The organism is Nitrospirillum pindoramense, assembly GCF_007827955.1.
GTDB lineage: Bacteria > Pseudomonadota > Alphaproteobacteria > Azospirillales > Azospirillaceae > Nitrospirillum > Nitrospirillum amazonense_B.
Window position 1 is genome coordinate 248,075 of record NZ_VITR01000002.1, and the last position, 14,066, is coordinate 262,140.

At 65.9% G+C, this 14,066-nt stretch carries 12 protein-coding genes and 1 other RNA gene; 7 read left to right on the forward strand and 6 right to left on the reverse strand.

The genetic code is table 11. The features are described 5' to 3' along the window. Positions 1-82 precede the first annotated feature (82 nt). From ssrA to FBZ90_RS03745, 3 genes are all read left to right on the forward strand, one after another. Positions 83-406, forward strand: a transfer-messenger RNA (tmRNA) gene (gene ssrA / locus FBZ90_RS03735). Between the two features lie 128 nt (positions 407-534). Continuing rightward, the gene (locus tag FBZ90_RS03740; protein ID WP_145729686.1) at positions 535-1,017 is read left to right on the forward strand and encodes an SspB family protein; all 483 of its coding nucleotides are present in this window, start codon (positions 535-537) and stop codon (positions 1,015-1,017) included. Positions 1,018-1,049: 32 nt separating this feature from the next. After that, positions 1,050-1,454, forward strand: a complete 405-nt coding sequence (locus FBZ90_RS03745) for a TfoX/Sxy family protein (RefSeq protein ID WP_145729687.1) — start codon at positions 1,050-1,052, stop codon at positions 1,452-1,454. A gap of 13 nt (positions 1,455-1,467) precedes the next feature. Here FBZ90_RS03745 and FBZ90_RS03750 read toward each other — a convergent pair whose 3' ends face one another. The 6 genes from FBZ90_RS03750 to FBZ90_RS03775 form a co-directional block, all read right to left on the reverse strand. Further along, the gene (locus tag FBZ90_RS03750; RefSeq protein ID WP_145729688.1) at positions 1,468-2,049 is read right to left on the reverse strand and encodes a hypothetical protein; all 582 of its coding nucleotides are present in this window, start codon (positions 2,047-2,049) and stop codon (positions 1,468-1,470) included. A 112-nt stretch (positions 2,050-2,161) separates the two neighbouring features. Next, positions 2,162-2,479: a BrnA antitoxin family protein gene (locus FBZ90_RS03755; protein WP_145729689.1), complete on the reverse strand. Its 318-nt coding sequence runs from the start codon at positions 2,477-2,479 to the stop codon at positions 2,162-2,164. Further along, the gene (locus FBZ90_RS03760) at positions 2,466-2,753 is read right to left on the reverse strand and encodes a BrnT family toxin (RefSeq protein ID WP_145729690.1); all 288 of its coding nucleotides are present in this window, start codon (positions 2,751-2,753) and stop codon (positions 2,466-2,468) included. The genes FBZ90_RS03755 and FBZ90_RS03760 overlap by 14 nt, the downstream gene beginning before the upstream one ends. Before the next feature lie 131 nt (positions 2,754-2,884). Then, complete coding sequence (gene rpoD, locus FBZ90_RS03765) at positions 2,885-4,876, reverse strand: RNA polymerase sigma factor RpoD (protein WP_145729691.1); 1,992 nt, start codon at positions 4,874-4,876, stop codon at positions 2,885-2,887. 391 nt (positions 4,877-5,267) lie between these two features. Then, complete coding sequence (dnaG, locus tag FBZ90_RS03770) at positions 5,268-7,133, reverse strand: DNA primase (RefSeq protein ID WP_145729692.1); 1,866 nt, start codon at positions 7,131-7,133, stop codon at positions 5,268-5,270. Between the two features lie 89 nt (positions 7,134-7,222). Then, positions 7,223-7,681 (reverse strand): GatB/YqeY domain-containing protein, encoded by a 459-nt coding sequence (locus FBZ90_RS03775; protein ID WP_145729693.1) that lies wholly within the window; start codon positions 7,679-7,681, stop codon positions 7,223-7,225. A gap of 391 nt (positions 7,682-8,072) precedes the next feature. On the opposite strand from FBZ90_RS03775, the gene carA reads away from it, so the two are divergent. The 4 genes from carA (at position 8,073) to carB (ending at position 13,985) form a co-directional block, all read left to right on the forward strand. After that, complete coding sequence (carA, locus tag FBZ90_RS03780) at positions 8,073-9,242, forward strand: glutamine-hydrolyzing carbamoyl-phosphate synthase small subunit (protein ID WP_145729694.1); 1,170 nt, start codon at positions 8,073-8,075, stop codon at positions 9,240-9,242. 153 nt (positions 9,243-9,395) lie between these two features. Further along, positions 9,396-9,728, forward strand: a complete 333-nt coding sequence (locus tag FBZ90_RS03785) for a hypothetical protein (protein ID WP_145729695.1) — start codon at positions 9,396-9,398, stop codon at positions 9,726-9,728. Between the two features lie 135 nt (positions 9,729-9,863). Further along, positions 9,864-10,448: a hypothetical protein gene (locus tag FBZ90_RS03790; RefSeq protein WP_145729696.1), complete on the forward strand. Its 585-nt coding sequence runs from the start codon at positions 9,864-9,866 to the stop codon at positions 10,446-10,448. Positions 10,449-10,691: 243 nt separating this feature from the next. Further along, a complete protein-coding gene (gene carB / locus FBZ90_RS03795) occupies positions 10,692-13,985 on the forward strand; it encodes a carbamoyl-phosphate synthase large subunit (protein ID WP_145729697.1) in 3,294 nt (1,097 codons plus the stop codon). Positions 13,986-14,066: the final 81 nt, after the last annotated feature.

Below are 14,066 nucleotides of genomic sequence, written 5' to 3' on the forward strand. Positions count from 1 at the left end.
TAATGTAGCGGCCGGGTCGCCGGAACCCCATATCTCATGTGGCACCACGGGCCGGCCGGGCGCGGCCCTGCCATTCCGCGAAGGGCTTTCACTTTCGTTCCGGCATCCCTATATTAGGAATGTCGGGCTTGCCCGACTATGGCGATAAACGCCTTGCGGAATAAGCGTTGCGGACCCGGGGGCGGTACCCGGCGCCTCCACCATCATGGGGGCGAATCAGGATCGACGTGCGTGGTAAAGGCATGGTTTTCGCTCGGCATGGTTCCGCCGTCATCGGGCCGTTTCATAGGTGCCAACGATAACACGGCGCCTGCTCTTCGCATGGCCGCCTAATACCCTCAACGGGGTATTAGTGGTTAGCTAAGAACGGGGTTCGGGGGGCACCCGGCAACAGAAGCCCCCCACTGAATCGGCGACCAATCGCCTCGCCCCTGGCCCCGCCAACAGCGGTTCGCGCGCCCAGGCTTGCAAATCGCGCGCCGGGCGGGTCTATTGGTGGCGTCGTCATCCCGCTACCGGAGCGTTTTGCCTACCATGTCCACTGATCTCCTTCGCTACGACCGTATGGTCGAGGCCGCCCTGCGCCGGGTCGTGCGCGATGCGCTGAAGGAAGTGCAGGAGCATGGCCTGCCCGGCGAACACCACTTCTTCATCAGCTTCCGCACCCAGTATCCGGGCGTGCGCATGCCGGAATTCCTGCGCGCCAAGTACCCGGATGAGATCACCATCGTCCTGCAGTACCAGTTCTATGGACTGGACGTGAATGACGAGCGGGTGGAAGTGACGCTGAGCTTCAACGGCAACCATGAGCGCCTGGTGGTGCCCATGGCCGCCATCACCACCTTCGCCGACCCCTCGGTCAACTTCGCCCTGCAGTTCCAGCCCCCCGATGAGGAGGAGGCGGAAGAGGTGGTGGATGAGGCCGCCGAGGAAGAGGCCGCGCCTGCGGCCGAGGATGACGACACGCCCAAGCAGGGCGGCACCGTCGTGGCGCTGGACGCGTTTCGCAAGAAGTAAGTAGCGCCCACGAGAAGGGGGGGGGGAGCACCATGGCCGTCTCCCCCGATTTCCTGGACCACATCCTGGACTTGCTGGCCCCGTTAGGGCCGGTGGAGGCGCCGCGCCTGTTCGGCGGCCGGGGCCTGACCCTGCACGGCCGCAATTTCGGCCTCATCACCCGCGACGACACCCTCTACCTGAAGGCCGACGCCATCAGCCAGGCCACGTTCGAGGCCGCCGGCTGCATCCGCTTCGCCCCCTGGGCCGACAAGCCCCACCGCTCGCTGGGTTATTACACGCCGCCCGAAGGCGCCTTGGACGAGCCGGACGAACTGCTGCGCTGGGCCCGCCTGGCCGTCGACGCCGCCCTGCGCGCGCCGGCCAAGGCGCCGAAGAAGGCCAAGGCGCCGGCGGCGGCGAAGAAGAAGAACCTGGCGGACATGCTGCTGGAGTAAGCGGCGGAGGCCCTTAACTCCATTGAACAAGCCTAATCGCCCCTACGCATCCCTCGGGAGTGACCTCCCAAGACTGCACCAGAAGTGCCGTTTGCTTGTCTAACGTGTAGTCGCATTTGTATTCCGTACGAAGCCGCCGCGTCGCATGGGGAGAAAGGCTCAGCCCATGGCCCTCTAACGCCATAGGCAACACTGATCCGATATCCCGCACCTTAAGACACATCGCACGGTTATTAATCGTCAGGGTCAAATCGGCGTCCGCTCGGTGGAAATCGTGGGAACCGAGGCGAGCATTGGGCGGAGCGGCCCAATAGCGAACCTTGACCACGGCCGGATATTTGGTGCCGCCGAAATCGAAGTCAGCCACGGGAGCCCCCCTGCCGAGATCGGCATCGAAGGCCGCGATCCTAACCGGGCTGACACCAATGGAGGCGAGCACAGAGGGGTAGTCCGCCAGATCGTGACGACAGATATCAACAATATCCTTGAGGAAAGCGCGGCTATTGGCTGCGGTACCAGATGCCGCGCGTGAGGACCAGGGCATCAGGATCAGGAAGCAACACACCACCATTCCATACGCCGCTGACACGCGCATACTGTGCTCTCCACTGGCTATCTCAGGTGACTTATTTCCCGTTCCAGCATGTGGGGCCGGTTCCTACACAATCTTTCCAAGGACCATGCCTGGGACGACCACGCGCCCCCGATCAGTCCTCATGGCGGTCCACATATTCCCGCAGGGCTTGATTGATACGGCTTTGATAGCCCCGCCCTTGGGGATGCTTGCGGAACCAGGCAATCAAATCCGCATCCAGGCGCAGGGTCAGTTGCTGCTTCACTGGCCGGAACATGCCTCGTTGCGCGCCAGTCCAGTCGGTCCGTTCCGGAATGTCGACCGTGTCGATTTCCTCATCCGGCATCGCGACCAGGGCCTTAATCTGCGCTTCCAATTCAGGGGACAGACCAGCGGCAGATTCGCGCCGCCTGCGCGCCCTGAAGATCGCCCGCTTCTCAGCCAGCTTCATAATCAGCCCTTTCCCTTGCCGTCGCCTTTCTGGCGCTAATGATCCGGCCGGCAGCCCCTCCCCCATCATCGGGAAGGGTGTGAACCACGAACAAAATCAGATCCGCAGCGCCTTTGACCACAGAGCACACGGTGTCCCAGCGTTCCTCATCGGGATAAGGATCTTCCATGGTCAAGGCATAGGGATCATCAAGCGCCAGGGCGGCCAGTTCGAATCCGACCTTGTGCTTCCGAAAATTGGCCTCGGCCTTCTTTGGATCCCATGTCCAGCGCAAGGCATCCAGCCCCTCTTTGTAGCTACATAAATGTAGCTACAAAGATATCTGGCGACAAGATGGCCCAAACAAAAGGGCGGCCCCGGTGGGAGCCGCCCTTTTCGTCACTCAATACCCAACCCCGGTGGGGATCAGGTGTCCAGGAAGCTGCGCAGCTTGCGCGAGCGGGACGGGTGCTTCAGCTTGCGCAGCGCCTTCGCCTCGATCTGGCGGATACGCTCGCGGGTCACGCTGAACTGCTGGCCCACCTCTTCCAGGGTGTGGTCGGTGTTCATGCCGATGCCGAAGCGCATGCGCAGCACGCGCTCCTCACGCGGGGTCAGCGAGGCCAGGACGCGGGTGGTCGTCTCGCGCAGGTTCGCCTGGATGGCGGCGTCCAGCGGCAGGACGGCGTTCTTGTCCTCGATGAAATCGCCCAAGTGGCTGTCTTCCTCGTCGCCGATCGGCGTCTCGAGGCTGATCGGCTCCTTGGCGATCTTCAGGACCTTGCGGACCTTCTCCAGCGGCATCATCAGCCGCTCGGCCAATTCCTCCGGCGTCGGCTCGCGGCCGATCTCGTGCAGCATCTGGCGCGAGGTGCGCACCAGCTTGTTGATCGTCTCGATCATGTGCACGGGGATGCGGATGGTGCGGGCCTGGTCGGCGATGGACCGGGTGATGGCCTGGCGAATCCACCAGGTGGCGTAGGTCGAGAACTTATAGCCGCGGCGGTATTCGAACTTATCAACGGCCTTCATCAGGCCGATGTTGCCCTCCTGGATAAGGTCCAGGAACTGCAGGCCGCGGTTGGTGTACTTCTTGGCGATGGAGATGACGAGGCGCAGGTTGGCCTCCACCATTTCCTTCTTGGCGCGGCTGGCTTCCTTCTCGCCCTTCTGAACCGTGGAGACGATGCGGCGGAATTCGCCGATGGGCAGGCGCACGCCTTCCGCGATCTCGTTGATGCCCTCGCGGACCTTCACGATCTCGTTGGCGCTGCGCTCCGCGAACTTGGCCCAGGCCTTGGAATTGCCCTTCACCCGGTCCAGCCAGTTCGGATCCAGCTCGGAACCGTAGTAGTGGTGCAGGAAGTCCTCGCGCTTCACCTTGCAGTCGGTCGCCAGGCGCAGCAGCTTGCCCTCGAAGCCCATGAGGCGGCGGTTCATGCCGTACAGCTGCTCGACCAGGGCTTCGATGCGGCTGTTGTTCAGACGCACGGAGTTGACCAGCTCGGTCAGCTCGGCCTTCAGCTTGTCGTACTTCTTGTCCTGGGCCTTGCCCGGATCCTCGCCGCGCTGGATGGCCGCCAGCCGCAGCTCCTGCATCTTGTGCAGCTTCTCGTAGGTGTCCTCGATGGTCTGGAAGGTCTCCAGCACCATGGGCTTCAGCTCGGCCTCCATGGCGGCCAGGGAAATGCCGCCCTCCTCCTCGCCGCCCTCACCGGGTTCACCACCCTCGGCGCCTTCGGGACGCTCACCACCCTCACCGTCGCCGGCGCCCTCGCCACCCTCGGCGGCGCCTTCCTCGCGCGGGGCCTCTTCGGCGCCCAGCACGGCTTCGGTCAGCTCACCGGACTCCGGGTCGACGCCATAGGTCGCATCCAGGTCGATGATGTCGCGCAGCAGCATCTTCCCTTCATTCAGGGCCTCATGCCACTGGATGATGGCGCGGATGGTCAGGGGCGATTCGCAGATCGCGCCGATCATCATCTCGCGACCGGCCTCGATGCGCTTGGCGATGGCAATTTCGCCCTCGCGCGACAGCAGCTCCACCGAGCCCATCTCGCGCAGGTACATGCGCACGGGGTCGTCGGTGCGGCCGATGTCGTCATCGTCCAGGTTGCCGGAGACGCGGCCTTCACCGTCGCCGCCGCCTTCACCGCTGGCCTCGGAGTCCTGCTCCTCCGATTCGATGACGTTGATGCCCATCTCATTGAGCATGGCCATCGTGTCCTCGATCTGCTCGGAGGAGGACTGGTCGGGGGGCACGGCCGCGTTCAGTTCGTCAATGGTGACGAACCCCCGCTCCTTGCCGCGCTGGATCATCTTCTTGAAGGCGAGGCCCATGCCGTCCATCAGCGGGCCGTCCAACTGTTCCTCACGCGCCTCGGAAACGTCCGCACTCTGCGCTGCTTTCGTGGCCATTCGCTCAATGTCCCCGACTAACTGAAATGCAAACCAACTGAACGCCGGTTCAACCCTGACAGCCGGCCTTCATGGGCGCCGGCCCATACCCTTTACTCCAAACCAGGCCCTTTACTCGAAACCGGGGCCTGAGCCCGTCGGCACCGGATCGCCGCGACCAGGGCGACGAAACCGGCACTGCCAATACCGCGGACACCCGATACCCAAAGAAAGCGCGCGTTCCCACCAAAAACAGGGCTTGGGACGAAAAAAAGGCGCCGCACCGGACAAAATCCCCGGTAACGCCACCCCCTCAACATCCCTAACCGTCCGTCCAGGCCGGACCCGCATCGCCTTTTCGCGTAATCGTCGCTCCCCAGCGCCAACATCAAACGTTCCTCGGGTGGCGGCGTCAGACGCCCTCACCCTCCGGATCCAGGGCATGGCCCCGGCGTATCAACTCTTCCCGTTTAAGGGCCATCAGCCGGGCCAGGGTCTCCTCGCTCGGATCCTCGGCCAGGCGCCGCTCCGCCTCGCGCAACTCGGTCTGGAACACCAATTCCTGGGAATTGAGCCAAACCTCCTGCCAGCCCGCCCGGGCGGACTCGGGCGTCGCCTCCGGACGGGCGTAGGAGGGCAGGTCCGCCCCCAACGTTTCATCCAGCTCATCGGCAAAGCCGCACGCTGACAAGTGGCGTCGCAAACCCGCCGCGTCAAGTCCCGAATCGTGGGACAGGCATTCGACCAGGGCCTGGCGCAGCCGTTCCAACCCTTCGGTGGCGAAACTGATCATGGCCAGCGTCTCGCCCAGCGTCTCGAACAGCACGGGATGGTTCAGCACCACGGCCAGCAGCAGCCGCTCACGCCAGCGCGCCGACCCGATCTCGACACGGGCGCGGAAACGCTTGTCCCACTGCCGCGCCACCGGGAAAGGCGGGGCGCCGGGGCGCTGCCCGCGCGTGAAGCCTGCCCCCGCCCCCGGCTGGAACGCCGGGCGCGCGGGACGGCCCAACTGGTACAGGCGATCCTTGAAGGCACGGTGATAGGCGTTGCGCACCCGGGCGTCGGGAATGCGCTCCAACTGCGCCTCCAGGGCCGCCTGCATGCCGGCCTGGGCGTCGGGCTGGGCCAGGTCGCGCTCCGCCGCCTCCATGTCCCACAGCACGTCCGTCAGGGGACGGGCGCGGTCCAGCACCGCCTGGAAGGCCGCGGCGCCGCCGGCACGGATCAGGCTGTCGGGGTCCTCCTTCTCCGGCATGAAGGCGACACGCACGGAATGGTCGGGCATCAGCAGAGGCAGCACACGCTCCACCGCACGGAAGGCGGCGCGCCGGCCGGCGTTGTCGCCGTCGAAGCACAGGATGGGCATGCGCTGCCCCTCGGGCGCCAGTTTCCACAAGGCCTGGATCTGCGTCTCCGTCAGCGCCGTGCCCAGCGGCGCCACCGCGCCCTCGAACCCCGCCATGACGCTGGCGATGACATCCATGTAGCCTTCGGTGACGATCACCGGCTTGCCGTCCGCCGCCGCCTGGCGCGCCCGGCTCATGCCGTAGAGGATGTCGCCCTTGTGGAACAGGGGGTTCTCGGCGGAATTGATGTACTTCGGCCCCTCCCCCTCCAGGATGCGGCCACCGAAGGCCACCACGCGGCCCCGCCGGTCGGTGACGGGGAACAGCACCCGGTTGCGGAAAAAGGGGAAGGGCGCGCGGCCGTCGTCCGGCCGCTTGAACAGGCCGGCCTCCACCATGTCGGCCTCGGTATAGCCGGCGGTGACCAGTTCCGCCCGCAGGCCGGCGCCATCGCTGGGGGCATATCCCAGGCGGAAGCGGGCCATGGCCTCGTCATCCAGGCCGCGGCCACGCAGGTAAGCCAGGCCGTGGCGTCCCACCGGCGCGCGCAGTTGGCCCTCGAACCAGCGGGTGGCACGCTCCACCAGGTCGTACAACGACTTCTCGCGTTCGAACCGCTCCCGCTCCTGCGGGCTGGCCTTGGGCACCGTCAGCCCGGCCTCGGGCGCCAGCGCCTCCACCGCCTCCATGAACGACAAATTGTCGTTGCGCATGACGAAGCCGATGACATCGCCATGGGCGCCGCAGCCGAAGCAGTGGAAAAAGCCCTTCTGGTCGTTGACGTAGAAGCTGGGCGTCTTTTCGTTATGAAAGGGGCAAGGCGCGCGGAACTCCCGCCCCGCCCGCTGCAGGCGCACGCGCCGCATCACCACGTCCGACAGGGTCAGCCGATTCCGCAGCTCTTCCAGGAATTGGGGCGGCAGGGCCATGGGACGTGGACGGATCCGGAAATGTTGGGTTGATCAGTAATCAAGGACTCGGAAGGGGCCGGACGCATGCCGCCGGCCCCGGCCGGGACTCAGCCGTTCAGGGCGGCCTTGACCAGCGGGCCGACGCTGGAGAAGTCCATCTGCCCGGTGTACTTGTCCTTCAGCACGGCCATGACCTTGCCCATGTCCTTCACGCTGGCGGCGCCGGTATCGGCCACGGCCTGGGCGACGGCGGCCTTGGTTTCCTCCTCCGTCAGCTGCTTGGGCAGGAAGGACATGATGACGGCGATCTCCGCCTCCTCCTGCGCGGCCAGCTCCTCACGGCCGCCCTGGCGGTAGAGGGCCACCGACTCACGGCGCTGCTTCACCATGCCCTGCAGCATGCTGCCGATCTCGGCCTCCGGGATGCCGTCCATCTGGCCCTTGGGGCGCGCGTCGATGTCCCGCTTCTTCAGTTCCGCCATGATCATCCGGACGGCGGACAGCGTCTGCGCGTCCTTCGCCTTCATGGCGTCCTTCATGGCCTGGGTGAAACGTTCGCGCAGCATGGGTCGGCTTCCTCAAGAGGCATCACGGCAACCGGCATCCAACCCGGTGACCCTGGTTCGGGGCGCGCACGGGACGGAAGCCAATCAATGGGGAAGGACGAACCTTAACCGCCCTATCCCTTGAGCGCCAGCGCCCAGATGACGGAGGCGCCCCCGCGCCGCAAGCATGGGGGCCATCGCTTGACCCGGCCGCCCGCCTTCTTTATGTCACAGAGAATTTCCGACGATATTGGGGCGGCCCATGGGGCATGCCCGCGCTCCAGGGGGCGGTTCCCGCCCCGCCTAGACGCGCGCCCACAAGGTCGAACCGGAAGAGATTGAGAGGGCACGTTCAAGGGCGGTTGCCACGACCGCCGTCCGGAATATGCCCCGCAGCGAATGGATTGACGAGATGACCGCAGCCGCCCCCACCCGACCCCCGCAGCCTGAGGGCGCCACCGGCGTGCTGGTCCTGGCGGACGGCAGCATCCATTGGGGCAAGGGCATCGGCGCCGCCGGCCAGTCGGTGGGCGAGGTCTGCTTCAACACCTCAATGACCGGCTACCAGGAAATCCTGACCGATCCGTCCTACGCCGGCCAGATCATCACCTTCACCTTCCCGCACATCGGCAATGTCGGCACCAACGACGAGGACATCGAGACGGTGACCCCGGCGGCCCGCGGCCTGATCCTGCGCGCCGACATCACCGAGCCGTCGAACTGGCGCGCCACGCGCGGCCTGGACGCCTGGCTGAAAAGCCACGGCCTGGTGGGCCTGGGCGGCCTGGACACCCGCGCCCTGACCCGCCGCATCCGTGACGGCGGCGCCCCCAACGGCGTCATCGCCCACGCCCCGGATGGCAAGTTCGACCTGGACGCCCTGGTGGCGCAGGCCCAGGCGTGGCCGGGCCTGGAAGGCATGGACCTGGCCAAGGACGTGACTTGCGGCCAGACCTTCACCTGGGATGAGAGCGCCTGGACCATCGCCGGCGGCTATGGCCGCCAGACCGCCCCCAAGCACCACGTCGTGGCCGTCGATTTCGGCGCCAAGCGCAACATCCTGCGCTGCCTGGCCAATGCCGGCTGCCGCGTGACGGTGGTGCCCGCCACCGCCACGGCGGAGGAGATCCTGGCCTACAAGCCGGACGGCGTGTTCCTGTCCAACGGCCCCGGCGACCCGGCCGCCACCGGCACCTATGCCGTGCCCATGATCCAGCAGATCGTGGCCAGCGGCTTGCCCCTGTTCGGCATCTGCCTGGGCCACCAGTTGCTGGCCCTGGCGCTGGGCGGCCAGACCACGAAGATGGACAAGGGTCATCGCGGCGCCAACCACCCCGTGAAGGACCTGGCCACCGGCCGGGTGGAGATCACCAGCCAAAACCACGGTTTCGTCGTGCTGCCGGAAAGCCTGCCGGACACGGTGGAGGTGACCCACGTGTCGCTGTTCGACGGCAGCAACGAGGGCATCCGCCTGAAGGACAAGCCGGTGTTCTCCGTCCAATATCATCCGGAGGCGAGTCCCGGTCCGGAGGACAGCCATTACCTGTTCGATCGGTTCATCGAGAACATCGCCGCCCGTTAAGCCGCAATACTGGCGGAAATACTGACGGGTTTAGGGTTGCAGGGCCGGTGAAGCCAGCTTCACCGGCCCTCACCTTTTGCGCCCGCCCGACCCCCTCGTAAAAATTCCGAACCGCTGTTATAAATTTCGTTTGACAGCGGCGTGAGGCCAATAATGGGCGTGTTCGACTTCCTGAAAAAGGACGTGATTGAAAAGGTGAAGGTGCCGGCGTTGGCCGCCAGCGTCGTCATCAACTCGAAGACCTATGCCATCAACAACATGGCGGCCAACAGCTTTACCGCCACCGGCGCCGGCGGATTGGGCCAGGGGGCCACCTTCCGCATGAAGGTGGCGTTCAAGGACAGCAAGGAAAACATCGCCTTCATCTGCGATGGTCAGGTCGCGTCGGTGGTGGGCAAGGATGCCAAGATCAACTTCGTCAACCTGGATGAGGCCCGCCGCCTGAAGGTCGCCGGATTCCTGACGCGCTATCTGCGGTCGCGTTGATTGATGTAGTCTGATAAAATTTTAAATAAATCCATCTAATACAGTTTCCATCACTTGATGCACCGACTCCCGCCCAAGGTCGATCGGTGATAGTCTCAAGTGATGCGCGCCTATTCCTGTCTTCTGCCGGCAATCATGACGGTGACCTTTCTGGTCGCCACGATGGCCCGTGCGCAGACGATGCCGCAGATGACGCCCGTGTCTGGCAGCCCGGCGCAGTGGATGGTGCGCCCCACCCCGTCGCAAGACCCGATGAAACTGGCCCAGCCCCAGCCGGGCCACATGGGCGCGGGCCCCTACGATCCCAGCCCGCCGCCGGCGGTCGCCCTGCCCCTGCCGCCGCCTCATACCCAATCGCGCATCGTCTACGCCTTCGCCGGGCCGGCGGCGCGCATGATGACGGTGTCGCGGGAGCTGTCGGACGCCTGCCGCCGGGGCCGCTTCACCCAGCGCGTCAACATGCTGTACCGCGCCTTCGGCACCAAGGAGACGCCGCTGGGCGTGGCCTATGGCACCTGGGCCATCAACCTGGTGGACCCTGATCGCAAGCGCGAGGCGGGCACGGTCTATTTCTTCGACAAGCAGGACACGGCGCGCTGCACCGTCTACACCGCGCGGCAGGATGTGCTGCTGCCCTGGTACTACGGCCCCGGCGGCGGTTATGGCAAGGACCCGGCCGGCACGGCGCCGGTTCCCGGTGGACCGCCCCAAGCCCCCTAAGCCCCTGGTTCCACGCGGATCAAGCCCTGGTTTCGGCCTTGGGGTTGCGGTAGGCGCACCCCCCCACCCCATATGCAGCGCTTCCCCCCGGGGCGGCGCCCCTTTATATAAGCGGCTCAGCCGAACAATCCCCCGCGCCACCACTCCAGGGCGGGGGATTGTTTTGTGTGGCCGGAGTCTGGAGCGCCCCGCGGTGCCGGACGGACCGGGCGGTAGAATTCAAAAAAATGGCGGCTGACCCTCATGCCTAAACGCACAGACATCAAGTCCATCTGCATCATCGGCGCCGGCCCGATCATCATCGGCCAGGCTTGCGAATTCGATTACTCCGGTGTGCAGGCGTGCAAGGCGCTGAAGGAAGAGGGGTACCGGGTCATCCTGGTCAACTCCAACCCCGCCACCATCATGACCGACCCGGGCCTGGCCGACGCCACGTATGTCGAGCCCATCACCCCGGCCGTCGTCGCCAAGATCCTGGAGAAGGAGCGTCCCGACGCCCTGCTGCCCACCATGGGCGGCCAGACGGCGCTGAACACCGCGCTGAAGCTGTTCCATGACGGCACGCTGGATCGGCTGGGGGTCAAGCTGATCGGCGCCAAGGCCGACGTCATCGAGAAGGCGGAAGACCGCCTGCTGTTCCGCGACGCCATGGACAAGATCGGCCTGGAAAGCCCCAAGTCCCGCATGGTGAAGTCGGAGGCCGAGGCCGCCGACGCCCTGGCCTATGTCGGCCTGCCCGCCATCATCCGCCCCAGCTTCACCCTGGCCGGCACCGGCGGCGGCATCGCCTACAACAAGGCGGAGTACATCGAGATCGTCCGCGGCGGCCTGCGCGCCAGCCCGGTGAGCGAGGTGCTGGTCGAGGAATCGGTGCTGGGCTGGAAGGAGTATGAGATGGAGGTTGTGCGCGACTGCCGCGACAACTGCATCATCATCTGCTCCATCGAGAACATCGACCCCATGGGCATCCACACCGGTGACAGCGTCACCGTGGCGCCCGCGCTGACGCTGACCGACAAGGAATACCAGCTGATGCGCAACGCCTCGATCGCCGTGCTACGCGAGATCGGGGTGGACACCGGCGGGTCCAACGTCCAGTTCGCCGTGAACCCGGAGAACGGCCGCGTCGTCGTCATCGAGATGAACCCGCGCGTCAGCCGGTCGTCCGCCCTGGCGTCCAAGGCCACCGGCTTCCCCATCGCCAAGATCGCCGCCAAGCTGGCCGTGGGCTACACGCTGGACGAGTTGGACAACGACATCACCGGGTCCACGCCGGCCAGCTTCGAGCCGACGATCGACTACGTCGTCACCAAGATGCCGCGCTTCGCGTTCGAGAAGTTCCCCGGCGCCGACGCCCTGCTGACCACCTCGATGAAGTCGGTGGGCGAGGCCATGTCCATCGGCCGCAGCTTCGCCGAATCGGTGCAGAAGGCCCTGCGCTCCATGGAGACCGGCCTGACCGGCTTCGATGAGGTGGACCTGACCGGCGGCACCGGCGTGGTCGACCCGCTGAAGATTCGCGCGGCCCTGTCCAAGCCCACGCACGACCGTATCCTGGTCATCGCCCAGGCCTTCCGCCACGGCCTGACGGTGGAGGAAATCCACGCCGCCTGCCGCGTCGACCCGTGGTTCCTGCGCCAGATCGAAGGGATCATCAAGGCCGAGGCCGGGGTGAAGGCCGCTGTCCAGAAGGGCGGCCTGAGCGGCCTCACCAAGCGCGATTTCGCCGCGCTGAAGGCCCAGGGCTTCTCCGACGCCCGCCTGGCCACCCTGACCGGCAGCACCGAGGCCGCCGTGGCCGCCGCGCGCCGCGGTTTGGGCATCCGCCCGGTGTTCAAGCGCATCGACACCTGCGCCGCCGAGTTCGCCAGCAAGACGCCCTACATGTACTCCACGTACGAGGGTGACGGCAGCGTCCCCGGCGACTGCGAGTCCGAACCGACGGACAAGAAGAAGGTCGTCATCCTGGGCGGCGGTCCCAACCGCATCGGCCAGGGCATCGAGTTCGACTATTGCTGCGTCCATGCCGTGTACGCCCTGCGCGAGGCCGGCTATGAGACCATCATGGTCAACTGCAACCCCGAGACGGTCTCCACCGACTACGACACCGCCGACCGCCTGTACTTCGAGCCGCTGACGGCCGAGGACGTGATCGAGCTGGTGCGGACGGAGCAGGCCAATGGTGAGGTCCTGGGCGTCATCGTGCAGCTGGGCGGCCAGACGCCGCTGAAGCTGGCCCGCGACCTGGAAGAGGCTGGCATCCCCATCCTGGGCACCAGCCCCGACGCCATCGACTTGGCCGAGGACCGCGAGCGCTTCCAGCAGCTGCTGCACAAGCTGAACCTGCGCCAGCCGGCCAACGGCCTGGCCCGGTCGCTGGAAGAGGCGGAAAAGGTGGCGGAGCAGATCGGCTTCCCCGTCGTCATCCGCCCGTCCTACGTGCTGGGCGGCCGCGCCATGGAGATCGTCCATGACCAGGCCGGCCTGAAGCGCTACATGGGCAACGCCGTGAAGGTGTCGGGCAAGAACCCGGTGCTGATCGACAGCTACCTGCAGGACGCCATCGAGGTGGACGTGGACGCCGTCTGCGACGGCACCCAGGTCTATGTCGCCGGCGTGATGGAGCACATCGAGGAAGCCGGCATCCATTCCGGTGACAGCGCCTGCGCCCTGCCCCCCTACACCCTGCCCAAGCCGGTGGTGGACGAGCTGGAGCGCCAGGCCGAGGCGCTGGCCCACGGCCTGAATGTCGTCGGGCTGATGAACATCCAGTTCGCCATCAAGGCGAACCCCGACGGCACCGGCCCGGCTGGCCAGGACATCTACATCCTGGAAGTGAACCCGCGCGCCTCGCGCACCGTACCCTTCGTCGCCAAGGCGACCGGCACCGCCATCGCCAAGGTCGCCGCCCGCGTCATGGCCGGCGAAAAGCTGGCGGATTTCAAGCTGGGTGGCGCCTTCCCGCCGCACACGGCGGTGAAGGAGGCGGTGTTCCCCTTCAACCGCTTCCCCGGCGTCGACATCCTGCTGGGGCCGGAGATGCGCTCCACCGGTGAGGTCATGGGCCTGGACCCCAACTTCGCCATGGCTTTCGCCAAGGCCCAGTTGGGCGCCGGCGTGACCCTGCCGACCACCGGCACGGTGTTCATTTCGGTTCGCGAACGAGACAAGCCGGCCCTGGTTCCGGTGGCTCGTCGCCTGGTCGATATGGGCTTCAAGATCGTCGCCACCTGCGGCACCGCCAAGGTGCTGTCGGCGGCCGGCATCGCGGTCAGCCAGATCAACAAGGTGCTGGAAGGCCAGCCCCACATTGTCGACGCCATGATCGACGGTGAGGTCCAGCTGGTGTTCAACACCACCGAGGGGGCGCAAGCCGTCTCCGACAGCTTCAGCTTGCGCCGCACCGCGCTCGTCAATAACATTCCCTATTACACGACGGTCGCGGGTGCCCGCGCCGCCGTGGACGCCATCTCGGCGCTGCGTACCGGCAGCCTTGAGGTTGCGCCGCTTCAGTCCTATCTGAGCGGGACTTACTAACCTGCGGGTGATCGATCGACCTGGGGATGACGGCCGACCGGCCGCCATCCCGGGATCAAGATCACCCTCGGGAGGGTTTCT

Bases quoted from the DNA above. Each gene is read 5' to 3' on its own strand.
- carA (WP_145729694.1), top strand. From the start codon at position 8,073: ATGACCGCAGCCGCCCCCACCCGACCCCCGCAGCCTGAGGGCGCCACC.
- FBZ90_RS03750 (WP_145729688.1), bottom strand. From the start codon at position 2,049: ATGCGCGTGTCAGCGGCGTATGGAATGGTGGTGTGTTGCTTCCTGATC.
- FBZ90_RS03755 (WP_145729689.1), bottom strand. From the start codon at position 2,479: ATGAAGCTGGCTGAGAAGCGGGCGATCTTCAGGGCGCGCAGGCGGCGC.
- rpoD (WP_145729691.1), bottom strand. From the start codon at position 4,876: ATGGCCACGAAAGCAGCGCAGAGTGCGGACGTTTCCGAGGCGCGTGAG.
- FBZ90_RS03745 (WP_145729687.1), top strand. From the start codon at position 1,050: ATGGCCGTCTCCCCCGATTTCCTGGACCACATCCTGGACTTGCTGGCC.
- dnaG (WP_145729692.1), bottom strand. From the start codon at position 7,133: ATGGCCCTGCCGCCCCAATTCCTGGAAGAGCTGCGGAATCGGCTGACC.
- FBZ90_RS03785 (WP_145729695.1), top strand. From the start codon at position 9,396: ATGGGCGTGTTCGACTTCCTGAAAAAGGACGTGATTGAAAAGGTGAAG.
- FBZ90_RS03790 (WP_145729696.1), top strand. From the start codon at position 9,864: ATGACGGTGACCTTTCTGGTCGCCACGATGGCCCGTGCGCAGACGATG.
- carB (WP_145729697.1), top strand. From the start codon at position 10,692: ATGCCTAAACGCACAGACATCAAGTCCATCTGCATCATCGGCGCCGGC.
- FBZ90_RS03740 (WP_145729686.1), top strand. From the start codon at position 535: ATGTCCACTGATCTCCTTCGCTACGACCGTATGGTCGAGGCCGCCCTG.
- FBZ90_RS03775 (WP_145729693.1), bottom strand. From the start codon at position 7,681: ATGCTGCGCGAACGTTTCACCCAGGCCATGAAGGACGCCATGAAGGCG.